Genomic DNA, 17,345 nt, shown 5'->3' with positions numbered 1-17,345 from the left:
CGGCCACCTTTGCGGCCCGTGTGACGGTTTTAAATCATCTGCAAAATGCGCCGTTGAAAACTCAAATTTTATCTTCATGCCAGCACCTTACTAGCACGGTTATAGCGTTCCTTTCGGTCTGCAATACCGTTATCACCACCGTTGATCAGTTGCGTAACCCGCTGGATGTCGCCTGCATACTTGCCGCAGTTACGCATGCGCCAGAACCAACCCGCCGATCGCATGGCGTTTGAGTCTTGTTCGAGCAGTTCGGGAGAACCGACGAAATCAAGTCTTAGCGTCGCGCCGCAAGCCCGGTAGTTATCCAGCCCTGTTACTTGGATCAGGCCACGGCCTCGATATTTCCAACCATCGCCACGGGATTTGTTACCTAGCCGGTCGGCGTAAACCAAATTGGCGATCGCTTCTTGGTTCGCAGGATGTGCCGGTGTGCGCCCGAGCATCTCGGCCTGATAAGGCGTGATGCGCTTACCGAATGTGCTAGTTAGCCCTTTAGGGGTGTAGTTCAGGTTTTCCACTGTGCGGCTGAATGCACCGGACTCATACCCAACTTGCGCAATAAACATCGCTCGCTCATTCAGTGCGTTAATGCCGAACTCTGCAAACGCAGCTTCAAGATGCGGAAACCAACGGGCGGCCAACTTAGGGCTAATATCAGCCGCTATTCTGAATTGTTCTAGTGTCATTGTTGTTGTCCCTCATCTGTGTTGTTTCTACGCCCACCCAGTTTTTTGAGCATTGATAATGCAAACTCACGTAATGCCCTGGCACCGACGACACCGATAAAGGCACAAACGAACAGATCGACGCGCAATTCCTCTCGAGCTGAAAGCGTTGATTCAAGACCTGGCACCATTTCGATTAGCCTGATAACTATCGGGACGAGCACGGGAACGGATGTTACGGACACTAATCCGGTTAATAAGCCATCAAAAAATGCCTTCCGTATCTTCCCGCCCTCAAACAAAACCCGGCCGCAGGCCAATATAAATGTAATGATCCCTCCGTTGATTTGAGGGGCATGATTCGCATACCACCCTGCTAAAATGGAAATGATGTTGTTGTCTTTGTATGGCATTTGGCACCCAGTAGGATTGCCGCTCAGCGAACGCCGGGCGCTATAAATGGAAAAGGCCACACCGAAGTGCAGCCCTGTAATTGACGTTGTTTTTTTGTCATTGTCGCCAGTGGATCACCAACCGTTACACACCACCAGCGGCTGAAATGTGATCCACTAAAACGCAAAAAGGCCACCCAAAGGCGGCCTCAATAGTAGTCGTTGCAATTAATCCAGCGTTAGCTGAGTCTCTCGACAGCCGTAGAGCTTCGCCAGCTTTTCTAGCGTCGCCTGCCGCGGTCTGTCTGATTTTTCGAACTGAGAGACCGACGCCTGCTTTATACCCAGCTTCCCTGCAACCTCGGTTTGTGAAAAGCCGCAGTGGATGCGCCACGCCGCTTGTAGGGACACCCCCTCATCGACCATGATGGAAATCACCTCATGGGGGATTGTCTCATCATCATGTGGCCCAGAGATGTATGGGATAGAAACGTAATCCTCATCACGATCAGCTGCGGCCAGCAGTTTTTCGTACTCCCCAATAGGGAGGACTACCGCTTGTTTGTTGCCGTTCTCATCAGTAATAAACTGAATGCCAGCCATAATATGAACTCCGATATAAGTGAACCCTTAACGAGGAAAAGGCTGGCGGGTTACCCCGCCTTGCCGGTCAGTAGGTGTTTGACTGTCTGCGCTTCACTTCCTGCACTTCCAATACTTTTGGTTCGCCATTGGTTACCTCAAACAGCACTCGGTAATCACCAACCCTGAGCCTGTATTTTGTATCCTCACCCTTCAGCTTTTTGATATCCAGTTCAACCAACGGGAAGCCAGTTAGCGATGCCACTTTCTGCTTAATCGCTTTCTGGTATCTCGTGTCGATCCGGATAAGCTGCTTGGCGGCAACTTTGGACCAAATCACTTTGACCATCTTTTCCCTCGTTGTTAAAGAGCATATCCGTTTGGATGCACTTAATATAAGGGTTAATGCTTATATTGTCAATGAAATTCTTATATAAATATAAGACTAAGCGGGAGTGGTGGTATTACCATTATTCGCAGCTTTTCCGGCCTCCCAGAAACGACAAAGCCCAAGGCTATTAACCTCGGGCTTTTCAGAAATCACTCTAACAATCAGGCGGATTTCTAGTGTTAGAGAGATAATCACCCAATTTTCGGAAAAAGTAAATAGCTACTGATGAATTAATCCACGTTATGCGGTCACCTTCCTCAATGCTTGTTCAGCGCTGCCCTCTTCACTGTCGAGCATCCGGATCAAATCGTCATAAAATGGCTTGACCGTTTTGTCCCACGTTGCTGATGAAATGCCGGTTGTCACTGTTTGAATGACATCAAAAGCCCGAGATGCCGGAATTCTCTCGTAACCACGACCGCTGCACCGTTCACAATCCATTTTGACTGGGACACCTTGCTTCTCTGACTCTTTCCTATTGATCGCTTTGCCGCGCCCAGAACAATCCCTGCAAGACGTTTGAATTAGCCCCTTCCCCTTGCATTTCTTACACACCTTCTGGGTAACATCGTAATAGGTGTGTTTTACCAACATTTCCCGGCTCTCCATCTGCTGAATGCTAGCAGGCAGGTCACCGCGCGCAAAGCTGGCTACAGTATCGTGAACATGAGCTAATTTATTCATGACGAATTTCCGTTCTTCAACAAAGCCATCACAGCAGGCATCACAAGGCACCACGCTGGCAGCACTGCGGGAGTAATCCAAGAAGGCGTACACCGACATAATCAAAATAACCTTAGCTCGAACATCATCTTGTAGTTTTCGCAGGGGCGCCACGCGGACAGATTCAATCATCCCTCGACCGGCAAGCAGTAGAACAGCTTTGACTTTATCCGAGTCGCTTACCCCCATTTTGCCGAAGAATGCAGTCAGTCCCAACGGAACCTGAGCCTGACACATACCTATTGCTGCCATGGTATCGGTAGCGGTTAATGAATCGCCACCTGTCGCCTTTGGCACATCTGTAATTGACGGGGATTGAGGAGAGAAGAATTTTACAGTGCTTTCGAGTTTCATACCTTTGCCCCGCGTTTGTTTGCTGTGATGATTGCCCCAATGCCGAACGCCCGATCAAGCGTTCTGGCCAGGTGATAAAGTTGGCTGCCGTGTTCCGCCTCCCACGCTGCGACGTCATCGTGCAGTCTGTTATGGCATTGGCGGGTTAGAGGAATAGTGAAGATGTCGCTTGGCTTTGTGCCTGTACCGCCAAAGCCGTGATCAATAATGTGGTGTGGATCATCCGCTTGTTGACCGCAGCCGCAACAGCACGGCAGTGACTTCACCCAGCGCGTGTATTTGGCATTTTCCCAGCGCATCATCTTCGGCCGTAGCATAAAACCGGCTGGTGGCTCAGGATCGACGTCAACAGCAACAACCGGTTTAATCGGTTCAATATATTGCTGGATGATTTCCCGCGCCGACGGAGTGCAATCCATATCGACTTCTTTGCGTGTCCCTGTAGCAATTATGCGCTCGGGAAGTCGCAAAGCGGCGGCGGCGATAGAATCCGGCAACAGATCATGAACACCACGGATCACGGCCCAATAGCACAGCTCAGGCCAGGTTAGCTGGTGGTCTTTCGGTAATAAGAAATGCCCACGGACGTGATCGACAACCCACTCTGCCAGATTTGCATTTGCTAATGCTTCGAGTCTAGGCTCTTCAATGTGCCGGTATTTTACTTCGTGATGCCAACACATACGGATAGCGCTCAGGCCATAACGTAACGTCGTTATATTCCGATCGTGACTTTCTGACTGCCATTGGCATTTATTCAAACGCTCAAGCCTCGATATTAGCGAGCTAACACCGCCAGCAGCAGCAATCACCCTTTTATTTTGAAAGAAGGGCGTTAGCCGCTGATCGGCAGATAGGTGTTGACTTACATCGGGCAAACGGCCAGAGGGTAGAGATTTGAACTCGTTGGGCTCACTCCCCACTAGCACGCGACCTTGGAACAAGGGCAACAGCTCACTACCCGGTTTTAAAATGACTTGCCCCAGTTCCTTGACGATGATGGGGTTCAGTAGTGCTTTCATCCGCTCACCTCGATCGATAACTCAATCTTGCCGCCTGGCGTTATTGCGCCCCATTCAAGTTGTAGGCGCTTCACTTGGCTGTCGTCTTTCCATACCCCGGCATGTGTCAGCGCGTCCAGCGGCGCTTTCAGGAAGTTATCCAGATCACGTGATCGCCGATCTGGTGGGTACAGGGTGATTGAAACAGCCACCAGCGCAGTGATCGTCTTCGGTTTGCGGCGGAGTTGCTCGAGCACGCAGGCCATCGCTTCGGCACGGAATGAACGCCCACGCTCGCTGATCAACGTATACCCTGCCAATGAGCCTTTGCGGGGTGTTCTCCAGTAACTATTGACGCTTGGCGGGAATGGTAAAGTCAATTTCATGCGGCCTTTACCTCTTCCTGAATAGCAGCACCAATGCTGATCAACTCATCACGGGATACCGTCGTAAACTGGCAGCGCGGCTTGATGAATGGCCGCCAGATGAATAACAGGCTGCCTTTACTATTGCCGTTCTTACCGGGCTTCCCCGTTTCAGCGCTAATAAATGACAACCGCCCACCGGTGATAAACCGCACTTCGTCAACGCTCTGCAGCGCCAGCGAGAACCAACCGGTGGACGTATCGGCAGGCAGCAACATTACGATCGGCTGATTTTGTTCCCGGCACTGCTGCGCCGCTTTTTCAACCCATGGGGTGATCGCACTATATGGAGGGTTACACCAGATCGCGCCGTAGCTCTCCCACTCTGATGCCAGCGCGTTATCCTGCTCAGTCAGGTAACGTGCGCACAGCGCGTTACTGCGTTCAGCGGCGGCATCAAGGTAAAAACCAAATTCGACATCCAAAGCGTTGAACACCTCGATCGGAGTCTGCCAGCGATCTTTGTGCTCAGCTGGTGTATTGCTTGCATGTACAGTCACAGCCAACCCTCCCTTTTGCGACGCTCGTACTCAGCCATCATCATTTGCGCAGGAGTTAGCCCGACTGACTTTTTTGGTGCTGCAATTTGCTTCGCAGGGGCTGGGATCTGCTCACCTTTCGCCAAACGCTTCGCCCATAACGTCAACTGGTGCTGAATAGACTTACGGGTTTCTGATTCGGTTTGGTTGTAACGGTGCATGGCACGACGAACATCGAGCACGACCCAGTACAAAACAGGATGAGACCAGTCGAATACCTCTGCTGACTCAAACAGATCGCGGGTGGCGCTATAGCGGTCAAACTCTGCTACAGCCTCGTCTAGAGACGGCAAACCCGCACCTTCAGCTACACCAGCCTTGCACCAGCCGATAAATTTTCCGCAACTTGGCCAGAAGTCGGTTTCCTGCTGACGCGCTATGCGCATACCTGCTGAAAGTTGCTCACGCGTTCGAATGCCGCTCTCTGCAAAAGCAAGTATCCATTGGCGTTTTGCAGCTGCTACGTCCCCAGGGGTACTAAGTGCGGTCTGGCGTGCCGCCGGGAAGATCTGCATCAAGTTGGCGAACAACGCATCAACCAACTTTTCAGCCTGATCGTTAACGACGCGGGGTTGTTCCGCTGGCATCAACTTAGCCAATGCACCGGCATCACGGTTTTGAATTGCAGTCATCAGTTTTTTCATAGCGTGTTCTCCCAAGCTTCTTGGCTGTTCCAGTGCGCTGTATGGGCTTGCTGAATAACCCACTGACCATTCACACATGCAGGTTTACCGCTCGCTTTCCACTTTTTGGCCTTCTCGAAATAGTCAGCGCAGTTCTCTGGGCCAAACAGGGTCTTTGGTCGCAAGTAATCGCCCATCTTCGGATCGTTGAGCCATTTGGCCGTGAGGTAGTCAACAACCAAGATCAGGTCTTCAGGGGTGTAATCCTCTGCCAGCCGGCCACGGATATAACCCATCGTGGTTTTTCCATCGCGATAGCTGGAGTCGGTAACTGCGTTGAAATGATTCAGAACCAGCCCAGCTGGTTCGTCGGTTTCCGCAGGAAGCTGACAAGAGTTTTTATCTGATGGTTCTGGTGTTGAATTTACTGACGGATCCCCGCCAGATTCTGACGGGTGAAAACCGGCTTTCTTGCTGGATTCCGACGGGGCAGATTTTGAGGCGTCAAATTTTGATGCATCAAATTTTGATGCATCAGATTTTGACGGGTCAGAATCTGATGATTGAGCGGCTTTACGCAGTTTCTCCACGTTCAACTGATAGACGTTAGAGGCGTTACGGTTACCATTGCGTCTCTGTTTGCGAACTATCCAGCCGTCCTGCTCCAGCTTTGCCAACGCAGTGCGCACTGTGCTTTCACCCGCGCCAATCTGACGGGCAATCGTGCCAACGGAAGGCCAACACAACCCCTCATCACTGCTGAAATCAGCCAGGCGCGCCATGATCGCCACCATCGATATCTTCATACCCGCAGCCGCGCAGCCGTCCCAGACGTATGAAGTTAATTTCGTACTCATACAACAACCTCGGTAAATCTGGCTCTGAAGATGATTTTTGGTGCAACGCACTCCCACTCATAGCCGGGACGCATGTAAATAACCCGTTGGGTGTCTCGCTCATAGCGGATCACATGCACGATGATGCCGTGAGAGTCACGGTAGTAGCGGTCTAGTATTTGGACGTTTTCGCTCATATCAGCCCACCATCAGTTCTGAGGCGTACCGATCGGCGATCCATTGGATGCCACGTGGCGTTACGCGGGTTTGAACAAACGCGTGACCAAAATCGGATGTGCCGGTTTTAACCGTGAATAAGCCGTCGCGCTGTTTTAGGGCATGGGGAAGCAAATTGCCGGACTGACGAAACAGAACCTTGTCGCGTAGCAGAGCGTCAATCATTGCCTTCTCAGGCATGTTCAGGATTTTGGCAGTCTCACGCAGGCCTTTAGCGCCGCTGGCATCAACATAGTGATCGACAAAAGCCACTTTCGGCGCGTCTTGCTGAACCTTGTGCTCCAATGCGGTTTTCTGTTCAGCCATGTCAGCAGCAAGGCGGAGGGCTTCTGGAAGTGATTGCGGAACAGCTTGTTGATTGGTCTGTTCCAGCTCTAACCAGCGATCGATGATGCGTTTACGTAGCAGGACGCTATAGCCTGATACCAGCGTCAAACACAAATCTTTCGGCAGATTAAAGCAGGGATAGCTACGGCCACGCTCATCGCGGTAATCTCCCGAAAACTCGGGAGATTGAATATTGAGCTGTAACAGCATGGTTCTAATGTCTGCTATGACATGATCATGACGCTTTTCACACAGGCCAGCGATTTCAAGACTACTCATGGCTGGGAAGTCTGGACGTCTGATAACGTTAGTTAAGCTGTTCACTATGCGCCTCCGCAGTCTGCTGATTGAATTCACCCACAGACCAATCACGGAAGCTGTGGTTGATTGGTTCCCACCCGCCCGGTACTCTCACTACATAGCAATAACTCACCGGGGCTTTACCGCCAGATACCGGGAGCGACCTTAGTTGCGACCGGCGATAAGTTGTTGTTAAACTGCTCATGCGAATAGTCTCCTCACACAGTTGATTTAGTCGCAAACAGACGCCCGGAGCTGCAACTCTGGGCGTCGTCCACGCCAAATAGCATTTCTGTTACCACCATGATCTCTGCCACCAGCGACTGAACGCGGTAACCTTTCGCCTTCATACGCTTGCTTTCATCGCGATCTAAAACCCCGTCAGCAGTGGACTCGTTATGGAATCTCGCGAATTGCCCCAGCGAAGACAGCAGATCGTTGAATTTGAAAAGCAGCTCCTCATTACCCATCTGCTCGACGGCTGGCAACTTCACGAAAACACCACCAGCGCGTTTGCACATCGCTTCGGTGATATCGCAGCACCCGGAGATAGACTCCATTTCCACAGCCATTCCTAATGGCACAACCTGTCCTGCCACTTGACGAACGCGGTTACGAAGCGCGTTTTCAGTTCCGGTTACCGGATCCAGCTGCTGCGCCATCGCGCCGTATTTGCCGGGGAAAAGCGTAATCAGCTTGTGTATTGCCTCACTGATGTCGTCCTGAGTTGGAAAGTCTTTGTTGTCCACAATGTTTCTCCGCTTATGTGGTTTTATTTCTGTCGATAAAATTGTTTAATTGTCGGCAGAAAAAGCCTGCTTACTAATTACAAGAATTTGCTTTTTTGAGTATTTACCACCGGATAATTTGGCAATGTTTGCTGCGTAATTGGTTTCCCCACAAAAGTCAGTTCTTGGAAGAGCTCCCTTGGAGATCCATTTGTATATCGCTCTTTGAGATACCCCGCAGACCACCGCTACTGCCGGAATGCCAATATCCTTAATTACATCCTCTAGCGTCTGATTGGTCATATATGTCACCACCTTTAAATGAACTTAAAGTACATGATAATACTGAACTGAAAGTTCATGCAAGTTTATCTATTATTGAACCAATGGTTCAGGATGAAAAAGCGCGCGAAGAGTTCTCGGCAAGGCTTGCGCTAGCCTGTAAACATGCCGGATTTGATGAGCGTGGCCGTGGTGTAGTTATTTCTAAAGCCCTGAAGGTCACTCCCAAGGCTGTAAGTAAGTGGCTAAATGCTGAGGCGATCCCACGCCCATCAAAAATTTCAGTCTTAGCTAATCTTCTTCAGGTTGATAAAGCCTGGTTACAAATAGGCGTTGGTGAATCCCCGGGTTCTGATCTAGATCCATCCTCTGAAACCAAATACACAGACTTCGCTGATCGTCTAAACTCTCTTATGGTTAGTAAGGAGGTTGATGTGAATGCACTTAAAGATATCAGTGGGGTCTCGTATGAAATGGCTCGTCGATATACGCTTGGCACAGCAAAACCTAGGGATGAGAAGTTAGAGAAAATCGCGAAGCACTTCGGTGTGACAATGCCGTACCTTGACTATGGTGTTGGAGAGGTGTTGCCCGCAAGTCATGATTCGGAAAAGCTCGAACAATTGGAGGTTTACGCCAGCGCAGGCCGAAGCGGTTATATCAATCGAGATTTTCCGGAAGTAATCCGCTCCATAGAAATTCCAAAAGAAAGGATCTACGAACTTTTTGGTAGAAAAAATCTCGACGGCATCAGAATCATGAACGTTGATGGCGATAGCATGGTTCCTACCCTGCGCCCTCGGGACCTTCTATTCATCGACTCAAAGGTCGATCACTTTAATGGTGACGGTGTATATGTGTTCTGCTTTGAAGATGCCACGTTCGTTAAGCGTCTGCAGCGAGTAAAAGGTCGCAAGCTAGCTGTGATTTCAGATAATGACCGCTACCCTCCATTTACCATTGAGGAGCACGAAATGTATGAACTTTATATTTTCGGGAAACTAATAAAACAACTCCCCATGCAATTCGTAGACTTCGCTTAACCCACTACAAAAAGAACCGCAAATGCGGTTTTTTTTCGTCTTAAAATCAATGAATTGATAATAAAAAAGATAAAAACATTAATATTATGTACTTTTGGTACTTGATATTAATGAACCATTAGTTCATATTTAATCCAATCGGCAGCAAACAGGCACACAGCCAGATACTCAGCAAGGAATTAGATAATGGAAGAGATCAACAAAATCATTGCAGGCATGACCGAGGAGCGCGACAAGCACCTCGCAGATCTGCAGTACTTGGTAATGGCCAGCGCTGCATGGGGCATTAAAAAAGTTGATGTTGATGTAATTGCTGCTGCAGGAATGGTGAAATTGTCCGAAAAGCTACTTCGCGCCCAGATCACACTGCAGAAGGCTACAACGCAGCGCGCCGTTATCCGTTCGGTTCTCTATCCAGACGTACAAGGCTATCGGATGCAGGATAAAAGCGAAACCGCCGAAGCGATCTCGCTGCAACTGAAGCATCAATTTATTTCAGAGTTTGCTCCCGTACAGCAGAAAGTATCTCCTGAGCAATCTCAAGTGACGAGCTGCGGTTATCAGGAGAAAGGCGAGCCTTAACTTCATTTTCAATCTCCCAGATAAATTTGTTCGGACTTTCAGCTTGTCTAGCCAGAACAGTAACTAGGGAGATAAGTACCGCCTCTGCAGCAGCATCATAATTTGATGACGAAGTGCCAAGAGCGGTTTTAGTTTCAAAAAATGCCATACAAATTCCTTTTTCTTGGTTGTTTAAGCACCTCCAAGATACCACGTGCCGGGCGTGGTTAAAAACCCGGCCAATTTCAGAAGGGAAGCGCTAGGTATGAGCAAGATCGGATGTAGGGCAGTGATGTTAGGGATTGTATGTTGGGGTGTGATTATTGCAGTAATGTTGCACTACATCGGGATGGCAGCGGGAGTGTTATGAAACCAACATCACTGAAAAATGGCGACCGAGTACTTATCAAGCCGGCGCTTGGTGTAACTCAGGAAGTCGGCACATTTATCATGCGCATCGCAGGTAAACCAAACCGCCCTGCACATAGCATCATTCGTGTTGATGGCTTTGCCGGCCTTAATGGTCCTCAGGATCTTGGTGACACGCAGTTTTCAGATTATGACGTATCTAGACGGATCACACTGCTGGAGTAATGCGATGGCAAATTACCATAACGTATCGATCGAATGGTTATTGGCACTTTTCAACAATGGTTATGTCGCGGTGCTTGATGCCGATAAGCAGGAACTTTTAGACACAGTTTTTGAAGTGAACTGAATTTGATTCGAAACGGGCCGCCCGGTGCAAGCCGGTGTGTTTTGGAAAAGGTGAACGGCAAGTAACCCTCCCTGTCACGGCAGTGAAACCGGTTGACGACGTAATCCCGGTTAAAGAATGCCCCGTGAGGCTTAAACCCCGTCCGTCCGCTCCACGTTACGGAGCACACAACTAAAAGCCCACTCCGTACTGGAATGCGCGGACTGGCGGTTAGGGATAGCAGCGACAGTGGGCTTCTAGTTGTGGTGAAGGATCCGGCAAAGCAGACATAGACGTGCACCGCCGGGCGCTGGACCTAACACCAGCCACCACAACCTTGCTCCATTGCTGTGTGTAGTTTTGGCGGCCACGCCTATCTTCAACCTACTAAGAGGTGAGGATAATGTTCATGGGTCTGGCCGCCCTTTTTAATCTTGTGTGAGGATTAATCTATGAGTGAAGACCGCAAGACCAACGTGCCCGACTTTTTTGGGCGAGCTGGACGCCGGTATCTTTGAAAACAAAATATCTGGTGCCCTAAATAATATCGCTCTAGGCGTTATCAATAACGGTGGCAAAGGAAAGCTAGTTGTTACCTTTGACATTGATCGCCTAAGTAATTCAATTGAAGAAAAGCGTGTGGGTATTAAGCATCAGTTGAAATACGTAATTCCCACCCCGCGCGGTAAAGTTTCGGAAGAAGATACAACCGAAACACCTATGTATGTAGGGAAAGGTGGAAAGCTAACTATTCTACAGGAAGACCAGGGTCAATTATTTACGCGTGACGGTAATACCGACGGTAAATTACGCGTAGCCAAATAGCATTAGTCAATATTCATCAATCTCTTTGCTTTATTAATCCAAAAGGAATGTTTTATGTCTCAATTAGATGGTTCGGCAATCGATAAAATTCAACACCTCACATTGGCTGCTTCATACCTAGATGATGTAAATATTACCGATTGCCCTGTAGTTGTTCTGCCAAACAACGTTGGCGTTGAAAGCCTTGAGCGCTTCAACGAAAACCGGTTCCGTTTCCGTGGCGCTATGGAAACAACAAGTATTGAAGATTTTGCTCGCTACTCCACTGGATATGCCAATGCAGAATCACCCGCCCGCTGCTTCATTGATGCAGAAAACATGAGCGCTCGCGCTGTGTTTAATATCGGCTCTTTAGAAAACCCTGGACATGCCGATAACGTCGCCGCGATCACGCTCAAGAAGACAGCCCCATTCCGCGCGCTACTGGCTATCGATGGAAATCGTCTAAACCAGAAAAAAATTGCGGAATGGCTTGAGGACTGGAGTGACTACCTGACAGCCTTCGATGCCGAAGGCAAGACAATGGAGATCGCTCAAGCAGCTACTGCGGTTCGCCGAGTTAGTATTAAGCAGATGTCAGAAGCTGATCATGAAGATGGTGATTTCAGTGGTAAGAAGTCACTCATGCAAAGCATTGAAGCCAGCAGCAAAGACGTTATGCCGGTCGCATTTGAATTTAAATGCTTGCCTTATGAAGGACTGGAGGAGCGTCGTTTCAGTCTGCGTAATAGCCTGCTGAAAAGTGACGAACCTTGCTTTGTTCTACGTATTGTTCAACTTGAAGCACAGGAAGAAGATATTGCCACCGAATTTCGCGATCTACTGATCAGTAAATTCGATGGTGAATCGGTTGAAACCTTTATCGGTAATTTCAAAGCCTAATATTTAACTCTGTAACGTTATCTCAAATGCCTCATTTATGGGGCATTTGGTGAAGTGTTGCCAAAAATCGTGAGGAGAAGTATTTATGTCGTGGATTAAGACGTTTACCGGTTTGCATTTTGACTATGTAAAGCCATCTATTAAATCAATTTGCATTGAAGATATTGCACAAGCGCTATCGCATGAATGTCGTTTTGCAGGACACATTCCTGATTTCTATAGCGTAGCTCAGCATTGCGTATTAATCAGTAAAATTGTTCCACCTTCGTTTGCACTAGAAGCATTATTACATGATGCACATGAAGCTTATTGCAAAGATATTCCATCGCCATTAAAGGCGTTAATACCAGATTATCGAGGTATCGAAAACAATATCGACTTCGCTATACGCCTCAAATTCGAATTACCGGCAACTATTAGCCCAATAGTGAAACAGGCTGATCTGGTAATGCTAGCTACAGAACGCCGTGATCTGGACATTGACGACGGCACGCCATGGCCGATGCTAGACGGGATCATACCGTCGGATGAAATTCTAGTGACGCCATTTAACCCTGTTCAGGCACGCACCGAATTCATACAGCGCTTCCGACAGCTTTTTAATGAGAGGGTTGCGTGATGTTCGGCCTATTCCTATTGGTCTGCTACACCCACCAGCCATGTGATTACGTGCCACAGGGATGGGTGTATCCAGATCGTTCTAACTGCTTGACGGACGTCCACCAGCAGCAGCTGCCACCTCAGTATGAATGTCTGCCAGTGGATTCAGTGATCCCTGCAGCCCAGAAAATCAGTGAGGTCAAATGACTAACGCAGATGTTCTAACTAACTTTGAACGCGATGTTCTCGGACACGCTATGAGCGTTGAGAACGAAGATGGAGTGTTTCGTCACCTCCACTTCTCACGCGGTCGCAGCAGCATCTATCACTTTACGCTGACAACTTGGCCAGGCCATCTGTGCATTGGCGGTGACATGGGGACATACGTTTTCAGCCGGTTGCATGACATGTTCGATTTCTTCCGAATGAATAATAACGACTTCATGAAGAAGGATAGCGGATTGTCTATCAACCCCGGTTATTGGGCGGAGAAATTACAGCATGGCAGTGGCTATCGCCGTGACGCTTATACCGATTGGTCACCAGAGGCTTTCGAAGCCCGTGCCCAGCAGTATTTGGATGACTGGCTGGAGTACGCCGCTGATGAATTTGATGATGCGGACGAATTCGAAGAAGCCAAAGATGACGCTATGGAGGCCATCGACGAACTGAAACAGGCCTCAGATTATGAGCATGAAGCGGTAACCGCAGTTCATAACTTCAGTTGCGAACACATCGAACTTACCGACTTCTTCGAAGCCAATTGTCGAGAGGCTAGCAGCCACTTCATCTGGTGCCTATACGCCATCGTTTGGGGCATCCAACGATACGACCAGCGCAGTCTGGTGAATATCTCTATGGATAAATTCTTCGTTTATCAACTGGAGGCTGCATCGTGAGCAAGAAAACCGTTGTTTTGACCGGCACAGCCACCGTTGAATTCCGCAAAGTGATCAGTGGTGTTGATGCTGATGAAGCCCAAACAGTTGGGAAGATGCAGCCTTCCAAATTGATCTAGAAGATTGTCACCACTTGTCAGAAGTCGATGCCATTAACGTCGAGGTGAAGTGAACGATGGAAAAGATATTAATTGTCAGCCTTTTGATCGCCTCTGGGGTTCCTATATTTATCGCCGTAATGTCGTTTATAACGTGGCAAAACGGCTTCAAAATGTTTGGTGCTGGTTATATCGCTCGTCTAACCGTGGCGCTTATTGCTTTCTTTTGGATCTATCACGCAATTCCTTAAATGAACGGGGGAAGTATGACTATCTCTACTGAACAGGTACAAGAGCTCTACGACATTGCTGTTAGATGTGAATTCGCGCGCATACATAACGAAGGCGATGATGAGGTTCAAGATGTCTCGCTCGCGTTGTTGAGCGAAATGGAGCGACACGGCGGTATTGGATCAACTACTCGAAAACTAATCGACATGTTCCGCGCCAGCGAGCGCGAACTACTGGCCATCCGAGAGGCGCAACCTGTATTTTTCATCGAGATAGAGGGTGACGACTGGATAGATGAAGTTTTAACAGCTATGGAAGAAGTGCTTCGTATATCCGATCGAGATCATGAGGCATGGAACCGCGCCAAAACAGCTATTTCCAACTGCCGCGCCGCAACACCTCAATCGTACGGAAATTCAGAACAACTGAAATCCGAGGTAATGATTTGTGATATGTGCGGTCACGACGCGTTGTTAGAAAAAAATGGGTGGTACACATGCGATCAGCAGCATTCATTCCAAGTGCGCAGTGAACCTGTAAGAGAGCCTTACAAGTTGGGCGGATGGATATCGTGCAGTGAACGGATGCCGGTAGAACAAGATGAAAACGGCCGTTATATGTTTGTCGAGGCTCTTGTAACCGACGGATATGCAGTTTTCATATCATCATGCACCACTGAGCGGCTTTCCAACGGGAAATTAAATCAGTATTGGGACTGCCTTGAAACAAATGTCACACACTGGATGCCACTGCCACTTGGACCATTGGAGAAGCGATGACAGCCACGCCACAGTTAACTGATGCCGCTATTGTGGAAGACCTGATCGGCACTCTGGCTAGGTATGGCTGGAATGCTGATCGCCGATCACTCAGCCCAATATTAGCCAATATTCTGAACAAGAACAAAGCACACGAAGAAGTCGCTCAAATGTGTGCCCATTACTTAGAAGATCCAGAGCTTCTGCTGATAGAGCGGGCTATCGATAACAAGAAGGCAAAAGACAGTGAATAACTTAATGATTGACTTAGAAACCATGGGCAACAAGCCAAACGCCCCTATCGTCGCGATCGGCGCGGTCTTCTTCGAACCAGTAACCAGTGAACTGGGCCGGCAATTTAGCGCCACTGTTGATCTGGATAGTGCTATGGCCGCTGGCGCAGTTCCTGACGGCGACACTATTATTTGGTGGCTTAAGCAAAGCAGTGAGGCACGTGCAGCGATCGTCAACGAACGAGCAAAACCAATTGCTGACGCCCTTCGTTGGTTGACGGGCTTTGTTACTCACAACTGTGAAGGCCCAGAGCATTTGAAGGTCTGGGGCAACGGTGCGTCTTTCGATAACGTCATCCTGCGATCTGCTTACGAGCGTTGCGGTATGGTTCCGTGTTGGAACTGGCGCAACGATCGAGACGTCCGCACTATTGTGGAGCTAGGCCGCGCAATTGATTTCGACCCTAAACAATATCTGCCATTCGACGGCGAGCGGCATAACGCATTGGCTGATGCCATTCATCAGGCGCGGTATGTTTCAGCGATCCACCAGCGGTTGCTGGAACCACATCTAAAAAGCACAGAGTTGTAATTATTAATGGCTCGTTGCAGCGAGCCTTCATTTAAGTGTGAGGTGAATATGATCAATCTTGATGTAGTACCAATTACAACATATTGCGGAACCATGGGCGAAACACTTGATGCGGTAAATAAGCGGTTACAGCGTGGAGTATGGAAAGAAGGAGTGCATGTTTTAAAAGTCGATGGTTCCAAAGAACGTTGGATTGATTTAGTTGAGGTATCAAAATGGGCAAGGAAACACAAGGATATGTATTACCAAGAGGGGTAACTCTACGCCAACATAAAACCGGCTCAACTCTGGTTATTACTTTCACATATAAAGGGGTTCTATGTAGGGAGCCCCTTTCCCTGATGGAGATAAATACTAAAAGCATAAAGTATGCAGAAAGACTATTGGGCGAGATCCAAAACCGAATTGCAAATAATGATTTTTGCTACGTTAATTACTTTCCGAAATCTAAAAAGCTGGCACTGTTCGGTAATATCAAGCACACCCGATCTGTTCATGAATATTTGAGTGAATATCTAGTTATCTGTGAAAAAAGGAATCTGGCAAAGTCAAGCATTGATGGTTACAAGAAATGTAAAACAGCACTGGCGGCTCTTCATAAGCTCCCAGTAACCGAATTAACACCGGCAATATTGAAGAACTGGATCACCCAGCAAAAAACAACACTGAAAACCATCAGGAATCGCTTGTCATTTCTGCGCAGCGCTATAGATGAAGCTGTCACTGATGGATTGATCAGTATGAATCCTGTGACGCTTGTCAGCGCGTCAAGATACAGCACAGAAACACCAGAGACCAGCTCGGAATATGAAGTTGATCCGCTGTCGCCACAGGAAGTGGAGGCTCTCTATAAAAGCACCAAATATAAGCAGTGGGAAAACCTGTTTCGCTTTGCTCTGCATACTGGAATGCGTAGTTCTGAACTGTGCGCCTTGCGCTGGGGTGATATCGATTTTATCGGGAAAGTAGCGCATGTGAAATCGGCCAGTGTATCAGGGGTGATAAAGGGGACTAAAACCAAGGCTGGGAAAAGAGGGGTTGAACTGGATAATGAAGCTCTTAAGGCGCTGGCAGATCAAAAGCAATTCACCTACTTACAGAGCACTTTTATATTTGAGGATCCAAAGACAGGGGAACCGTGGGCGGGTGCTGATGCTATACGGAAAAAGGCTTGGGTACCAACGCTAAAAAAAGCGGGAGTCCGGTACCGCAACGCCTACCAGACTCGTCACACCTACGCCACGCGTCTGATCAGCCAAGGCGTTAACCTATTCTGGCTTTCCGGGCAAATGGGCCACAAAGGGCCTGAAATGTTGTTCCGCCACTATGGATCATACCTCGCAGAATATGACGGTAAAACTGCGATTTCAGTAGCTCAGTAACAGGGGGGTACTGCAAAATATTAGACAGAATCAGGACGTTAAAGAGACTGTGATGTGCACGTAAAATGCATTTGACCTTTGTTACATATCAAGAATCATTAATATTCAACATGTTACATAACGTTAGGGCGCGGGTTCA

At 48.5% G+C, this 17,345-nt stretch carries 28 protein-coding genes and 1 pseudogene; 15 read left to right on the top strand and 14 right to left on the bottom strand.

Annotated features, from left to right (window positions below; genetic code table 11):
- Nucleotides 1-74 precede the first annotated feature (74 nt).
- The 14 genes from AC3ISQ_RS05850 to AC3ISQ_RS05785 form a co-directional block, all read right to left on the bottom strand.
- Complete coding sequence (locus AC3ISQ_RS05850; protein WP_489351389.1) at nucleotides 75-686, bottom strand: glycoside hydrolase family 19 protein; 612 nt, start codon at nucleotides 684-686, stop codon at nucleotides 75-77.
- Nucleotides 683-1,078: a phage holin family protein gene (locus AC3ISQ_RS05845; RefSeq protein WP_489351387.1), complete on the bottom strand. Its 396-nt coding sequence runs from the start codon at nucleotides 1,076-1,078 to the stop codon at nucleotides 683-685. Before AC3ISQ_RS05845 ends, AC3ISQ_RS05850 begins: the two co-directional genes overlap by 4 nt.
- Before the next feature lie 207 nt (nucleotides 1,079-1,285).
- Nucleotides 1,286-1,660, bottom strand: a complete 375-nt coding sequence (locus AC3ISQ_RS05840) for a helix-turn-helix domain-containing protein (protein WP_489351385.1) — start codon at nucleotides 1,658-1,660, stop codon at nucleotides 1,286-1,288.
- A 67-nt stretch (nucleotides 1,661-1,727) separates the two neighbouring features.
- Nucleotides 1,728-1,988 carry a type II toxin-antitoxin system RelE family toxin gene (locus AC3ISQ_RS05835; RefSeq protein WP_489351383.1) on the bottom strand — a complete coding sequence of 87 codons (261 nt, stop codon included), beginning with the start codon at nucleotides 1,986-1,988 and terminating at the stop codon, nucleotides 1,728-1,730.
- 282 nt (nucleotides 1,989-2,270) lie between these two features.
- Nucleotides 2,271-3,107, bottom strand: coding sequence for an antitermination protein Q (locus AC3ISQ_RS05830; protein WP_489351381.1), 837 nt, complete (start codon nucleotides 3,105-3,107; stop codon nucleotides 2,271-2,273).
- Nucleotides 3,104-4,129 (bottom strand): DUF968 domain-containing protein, encoded by a 1,026-nt coding sequence (locus tag AC3ISQ_RS05825; RefSeq protein ID WP_489351379.1) that lies wholly within the window; start codon nucleotides 4,127-4,129, stop codon nucleotides 3,104-3,106. The genes AC3ISQ_RS05830 and AC3ISQ_RS05825 overlap by 4 nt, the downstream gene beginning before the upstream one ends.
- Nucleotides 4,126-4,494 (bottom strand): RusA family crossover junction endodeoxyribonuclease, encoded by a 369-nt coding sequence (locus tag AC3ISQ_RS05820; RefSeq protein WP_489351377.1) that lies wholly within the window; start codon nucleotides 4,492-4,494, stop codon nucleotides 4,126-4,128. Before AC3ISQ_RS05820 ends, AC3ISQ_RS05825 begins: the two co-directional genes overlap by 4 nt.
- Nucleotides 4,491-5,033: a phage N-6-adenine-methyltransferase gene (locus AC3ISQ_RS05815; RefSeq protein ID WP_489351376.1), complete on the bottom strand. Its 543-nt coding sequence runs from the start codon at nucleotides 5,031-5,033 to the stop codon at nucleotides 4,491-4,493. Before AC3ISQ_RS05815 ends, AC3ISQ_RS05820 begins: the two co-directional genes overlap by 4 nt.
- Nucleotides 5,030-5,716, bottom strand: a complete 687-nt coding sequence (locus AC3ISQ_RS05810) for a replication protein P (protein WP_489351375.1) — start codon at nucleotides 5,714-5,716, stop codon at nucleotides 5,030-5,032. Before AC3ISQ_RS05810 ends, AC3ISQ_RS05815 begins: the two co-directional genes overlap by 4 nt.
- Nucleotides 5,713-6,552 carry a conserved phage C-terminal domain-containing protein gene (locus AC3ISQ_RS05805; protein ID WP_489351374.1) on the bottom strand — a complete coding sequence of 280 codons (840 nt, stop codon included), beginning with the start codon at nucleotides 6,550-6,552 and terminating at the stop codon, nucleotides 5,713-5,715. The genes AC3ISQ_RS05810 and AC3ISQ_RS05805 overlap by 4 nt, the downstream gene beginning before the upstream one ends.
- Complete coding sequence (locus AC3ISQ_RS05800) at nucleotides 6,549-6,728, bottom strand: DUF4222 domain-containing protein (protein ID WP_489351373.1); 180 nt, start codon at nucleotides 6,726-6,728, stop codon at nucleotides 6,549-6,551. The genes AC3ISQ_RS05805 and AC3ISQ_RS05800 overlap by 4 nt, the downstream gene beginning before the upstream one ends.
- 1 nt (nucleotide 6,729) lies before the next feature.
- Nucleotides 6,730-7,419, bottom strand: a complete 690-nt coding sequence (locus AC3ISQ_RS05795) for a phage antirepressor KilAC domain-containing protein (protein WP_489351372.1) — start codon at nucleotides 7,417-7,419, stop codon at nucleotides 6,730-6,732.
- Nucleotides 7,420-7,613: 194 nt separating this feature from the next.
- Nucleotides 7,614-8,144: a YmfL family putative regulatory protein gene (locus tag AC3ISQ_RS05790; RefSeq protein WP_489351371.1), complete on the bottom strand. Its 531-nt coding sequence runs from the start codon at nucleotides 8,142-8,144 to the stop codon at nucleotides 7,614-7,616.
- A gap of 45 nt (nucleotides 8,145-8,189) precedes the next feature.
- Nucleotides 8,190-8,426: a DNA-binding protein gene (locus AC3ISQ_RS05785; protein ID WP_489351370.1), complete on the bottom strand. Its 237-nt coding sequence runs from the start codon at nucleotides 8,424-8,426 to the stop codon at nucleotides 8,190-8,192.
- Nucleotides 8,427-8,428: 2 nt separating this feature from the next.
- On the opposite strand from AC3ISQ_RS05785, the gene AC3ISQ_RS05780 reads away from it, so the two are divergent.
- From AC3ISQ_RS05780 to AC3ISQ_RS05710, 15 genes and pseudogenes are all read left to right on the top strand, one after another.
- A complete protein-coding gene (locus tag AC3ISQ_RS05780; protein ID WP_489351368.1) occupies nucleotides 8,429-9,448 on the top strand; it encodes a S24 family peptidase in 1,020 nt (339 codons plus the stop codon).
- A gap of 186 nt (nucleotides 9,449-9,634) precedes the next feature.
- Nucleotides 9,635-10,030, top strand: a complete 396-nt coding sequence (locus tag AC3ISQ_RS05775; protein ID WP_489351367.1) for a hypothetical protein — start codon at nucleotides 9,635-9,637, stop codon at nucleotides 10,028-10,030.
- A gap of 345 nt (nucleotides 10,031-10,375) precedes the next feature.
- The gene (locus AC3ISQ_RS05770; RefSeq protein ID WP_489351365.1) at nucleotides 10,376-10,603 is read left to right on the top strand and encodes a hypothetical protein; all 228 of its coding nucleotides are present in this window, start codon (nucleotides 10,376-10,378) and stop codon (nucleotides 10,601-10,603) included.
- 555 nt (nucleotides 10,604-11,158) lie between these two features.
- Nucleotides 11,159-11,531: pseudogene (locus tag AC3ISQ_RS05765) on the top strand (hypothetical protein).
- A gap of 54 nt (nucleotides 11,532-11,585) precedes the next feature.
- Nucleotides 11,586-12,413 carry a YfdQ family protein gene (locus AC3ISQ_RS05760; protein ID WP_489351363.1) on the top strand — a complete coding sequence of 276 codons (828 nt, stop codon included), beginning with the start codon at nucleotides 11,586-11,588 and terminating at the stop codon, nucleotides 12,411-12,413.
- Between the two features lie 85 nt (nucleotides 12,414-12,498).
- Entirely contained in the window at nucleotides 12,499-13,032 is a 534-nt protein-coding gene (locus tag AC3ISQ_RS05755) for an HD family hydrolase (RefSeq protein ID WP_489351362.1), read from the top strand.
- Nucleotides 13,032-13,220, top strand: coding sequence for a DUF1482 family protein (locus AC3ISQ_RS05750; RefSeq protein WP_489351360.1), 189 nt, complete (start codon nucleotides 13,032-13,034; stop codon nucleotides 13,218-13,220). Before AC3ISQ_RS05755 ends, AC3ISQ_RS05750 begins: the two co-directional genes overlap by 1 nt.
- Nucleotides 13,217-13,912: a hypothetical protein gene (locus tag AC3ISQ_RS05745; protein WP_489351358.1), complete on the top strand. Its 696-nt coding sequence runs from the start codon at nucleotides 13,217-13,219 to the stop codon at nucleotides 13,910-13,912. Before AC3ISQ_RS05750 ends, AC3ISQ_RS05745 begins: the two co-directional genes overlap by 4 nt.
- Complete coding sequence (locus tag AC3ISQ_RS05740) at nucleotides 13,909-14,031, top strand: hypothetical protein (RefSeq protein ID WP_489351356.1); 123 nt, start codon at nucleotides 13,909-13,911, stop codon at nucleotides 14,029-14,031. Before AC3ISQ_RS05745 ends, AC3ISQ_RS05740 begins: the two co-directional genes overlap by 4 nt.
- A 56-nt stretch (nucleotides 14,032-14,087) precedes the next feature.
- Complete coding sequence (locus AC3ISQ_RS05735) at nucleotides 14,088-14,261, top strand: hypothetical protein (protein ID WP_489351354.1); 174 nt, start codon at nucleotides 14,088-14,090, stop codon at nucleotides 14,259-14,261.
- Between the two features lie 15 nt (nucleotides 14,262-14,276).
- Nucleotides 14,277-15,020, top strand: a complete 744-nt coding sequence (locus AC3ISQ_RS05730; RefSeq protein WP_489351352.1) for a DUF551 domain-containing protein — start codon at nucleotides 14,277-14,279, stop codon at nucleotides 15,018-15,020.
- A complete protein-coding gene (locus tag AC3ISQ_RS05725; protein WP_489351350.1) occupies nucleotides 15,017-15,253 on the top strand; it encodes a hypothetical protein in 237 nt (78 codons plus the stop codon). Before AC3ISQ_RS05730 ends, AC3ISQ_RS05725 begins: the two co-directional genes overlap by 4 nt.
- Complete coding sequence (locus AC3ISQ_RS05720) at nucleotides 15,246-15,824, top strand: 3'-5' exonuclease (protein ID WP_489351348.1); 579 nt, start codon at nucleotides 15,246-15,248, stop codon at nucleotides 15,822-15,824. The genes AC3ISQ_RS05725 and AC3ISQ_RS05720 overlap by 8 nt, the downstream gene beginning before the upstream one ends.
- A 48-nt stretch (nucleotides 15,825-15,872) precedes the next feature.
- Nucleotides 15,873-16,082, top strand: coding sequence for an excisionase (locus AC3ISQ_RS05715; protein ID WP_489351347.1), 210 nt, complete (start codon nucleotides 15,873-15,875; stop codon nucleotides 16,080-16,082).
- Nucleotides 16,040-17,206, top strand: a complete 1,167-nt coding sequence (locus AC3ISQ_RS05710) for a tyrosine-type recombinase/integrase (protein WP_489351345.1) — start codon at nucleotides 16,040-16,042, stop codon at nucleotides 17,204-17,206. Before AC3ISQ_RS05715 ends, AC3ISQ_RS05710 begins: the two co-directional genes overlap by 43 nt.
- The last annotated feature ends 139 nt before the right edge of the window (nucleotides 17,207-17,345 follow it).

This window comes from Serratia sp. KH_031 (assembly GCF_057839655.1).
Note: the sequence above shows the minus strand (reverse complement) of the source record. Positions and strands in the feature narration are given on the sequence as shown.

What these genes read in the sequence shown, in the direction of transcription:
- AC3ISQ_RS05850 (WP_489351389.1), bottom strand. Translation starts at nt 686, where the DNA reads ATGACACTAGAACAATTCAGAATAGCGGCTGATATTAGCCCTAAGTTG.
- AC3ISQ_RS05845 (WP_489351387.1), bottom strand. Translation starts at nt 1,078, where the DNA reads ATGCCATACAAAGACAACAACATCATTTCCATTTTAGCAGGGTGGTAT.
- AC3ISQ_RS05840 (WP_489351385.1), bottom strand. Translation starts at nt 1,660, where the DNA reads ATGGCTGGCATTCAGTTTATTACTGATGAGAACGGCAACAAACAAGCG.
- AC3ISQ_RS05835 (WP_489351383.1), bottom strand. Translation starts at nt 1,988, where the DNA reads ATGGTCAAAGTGATTTGGTCCAAAGTTGCCGCCAAGCAGCTTATCCGG.
- AC3ISQ_RS05830 (WP_489351381.1), bottom strand. Translation starts at nt 3,107, where the DNA reads ATGAAACTCGAAAGCACTGTAAAATTCTTCTCTCCTCAATCCCCGTCA.
- AC3ISQ_RS05825 (WP_489351379.1), bottom strand. Translation starts at nt 4,129, where the DNA reads ATGAAAGCACTACTGAACCCCATCATCGTCAAGGAACTGGGGCAAGTC.
- AC3ISQ_RS05820 (WP_489351377.1), bottom strand. Translation starts at nt 4,494, where the DNA reads ATGAAATTGACTTTACCATTCCCGCCAAGCGTCAATAGTTACTGGAGA.
- AC3ISQ_RS05810 (WP_489351375.1), bottom strand. Translation starts at nt 5,716, where the DNA reads ATGAAAAAACTGATGACTGCAATTCAAAACCGTGATGCCGGTGCATTG.
- AC3ISQ_RS05805 (WP_489351374.1), bottom strand. Translation starts at nt 6,552, where the DNA reads ATGAGTACGAAATTAACTTCATACGTCTGGGACGGCTGCGCGGCTGCG.
- AC3ISQ_RS05800 (WP_489351373.1), bottom strand. Translation starts at nt 6,728, where the DNA reads ATGAGCGAAAACGTCCAAATACTAGACCGCTACTACCGTGACTCTCAC.
- AC3ISQ_RS05785 (WP_489351370.1), bottom strand. Translation starts at nt 8,426, where the DNA reads ATGACCAATCAGACGCTAGAGGATGTAATTAAGGATATTGGCATTCCG.
- AC3ISQ_RS05780 (WP_489351368.1), top strand. Translation starts at nt 8,429, where the DNA reads ATGTCACCACCTTTAAATGAACTTAAAGTACATGATAATACTGAACTG.
- AC3ISQ_RS05775 (WP_489351367.1), top strand. Translation starts at nt 9,635, where the DNA reads ATGGAAGAGATCAACAAAATCATTGCAGGCATGACCGAGGAGCGCGAC.
- AC3ISQ_RS05770 (WP_489351365.1), top strand. Translation starts at nt 10,376, where the DNA reads ATGAAACCAACATCACTGAAAAATGGCGACCGAGTACTTATCAAGCCG.
- AC3ISQ_RS05760 (WP_489351363.1), top strand. Translation starts at nt 11,586, where the DNA reads ATGTCTCAATTAGATGGTTCGGCAATCGATAAAATTCAACACCTCACA.
- AC3ISQ_RS05755 (WP_489351362.1), top strand. Translation starts at nt 12,499, where the DNA reads ATGTCGTGGATTAAGACGTTTACCGGTTTGCATTTTGACTATGTAAAG.
- AC3ISQ_RS05750 (WP_489351360.1), top strand. Translation starts at nt 13,032, where the DNA reads ATGTTCGGCCTATTCCTATTGGTCTGCTACACCCACCAGCCATGTGAT.
- AC3ISQ_RS05745 (WP_489351358.1), top strand. Translation starts at nt 13,217, where the DNA reads ATGACTAACGCAGATGTTCTAACTAACTTTGAACGCGATGTTCTCGGA.
- AC3ISQ_RS05735 (WP_489351354.1), top strand. Translation starts at nt 14,088, where the DNA reads ATGGAAAAGATATTAATTGTCAGCCTTTTGATCGCCTCTGGGGTTCCT.
- AC3ISQ_RS05730 (WP_489351352.1), top strand. Translation starts at nt 14,277, where the DNA reads ATGACTATCTCTACTGAACAGGTACAAGAGCTCTACGACATTGCTGTT.
- AC3ISQ_RS05725 (WP_489351350.1), top strand. Translation starts at nt 15,017, where the DNA reads ATGACAGCCACGCCACAGTTAACTGATGCCGCTATTGTGGAAGACCTG.
- AC3ISQ_RS05715 (WP_489351347.1), top strand. Translation starts at nt 15,873, where the DNA reads ATGATCAATCTTGATGTAGTACCAATTACAACATATTGCGGAACCATG.
- AC3ISQ_RS05710 (WP_489351345.1), top strand. Translation starts at nt 16,040, where the DNA reads ATGGGCAAGGAAACACAAGGATATGTATTACCAAGAGGGGTAACTCTA.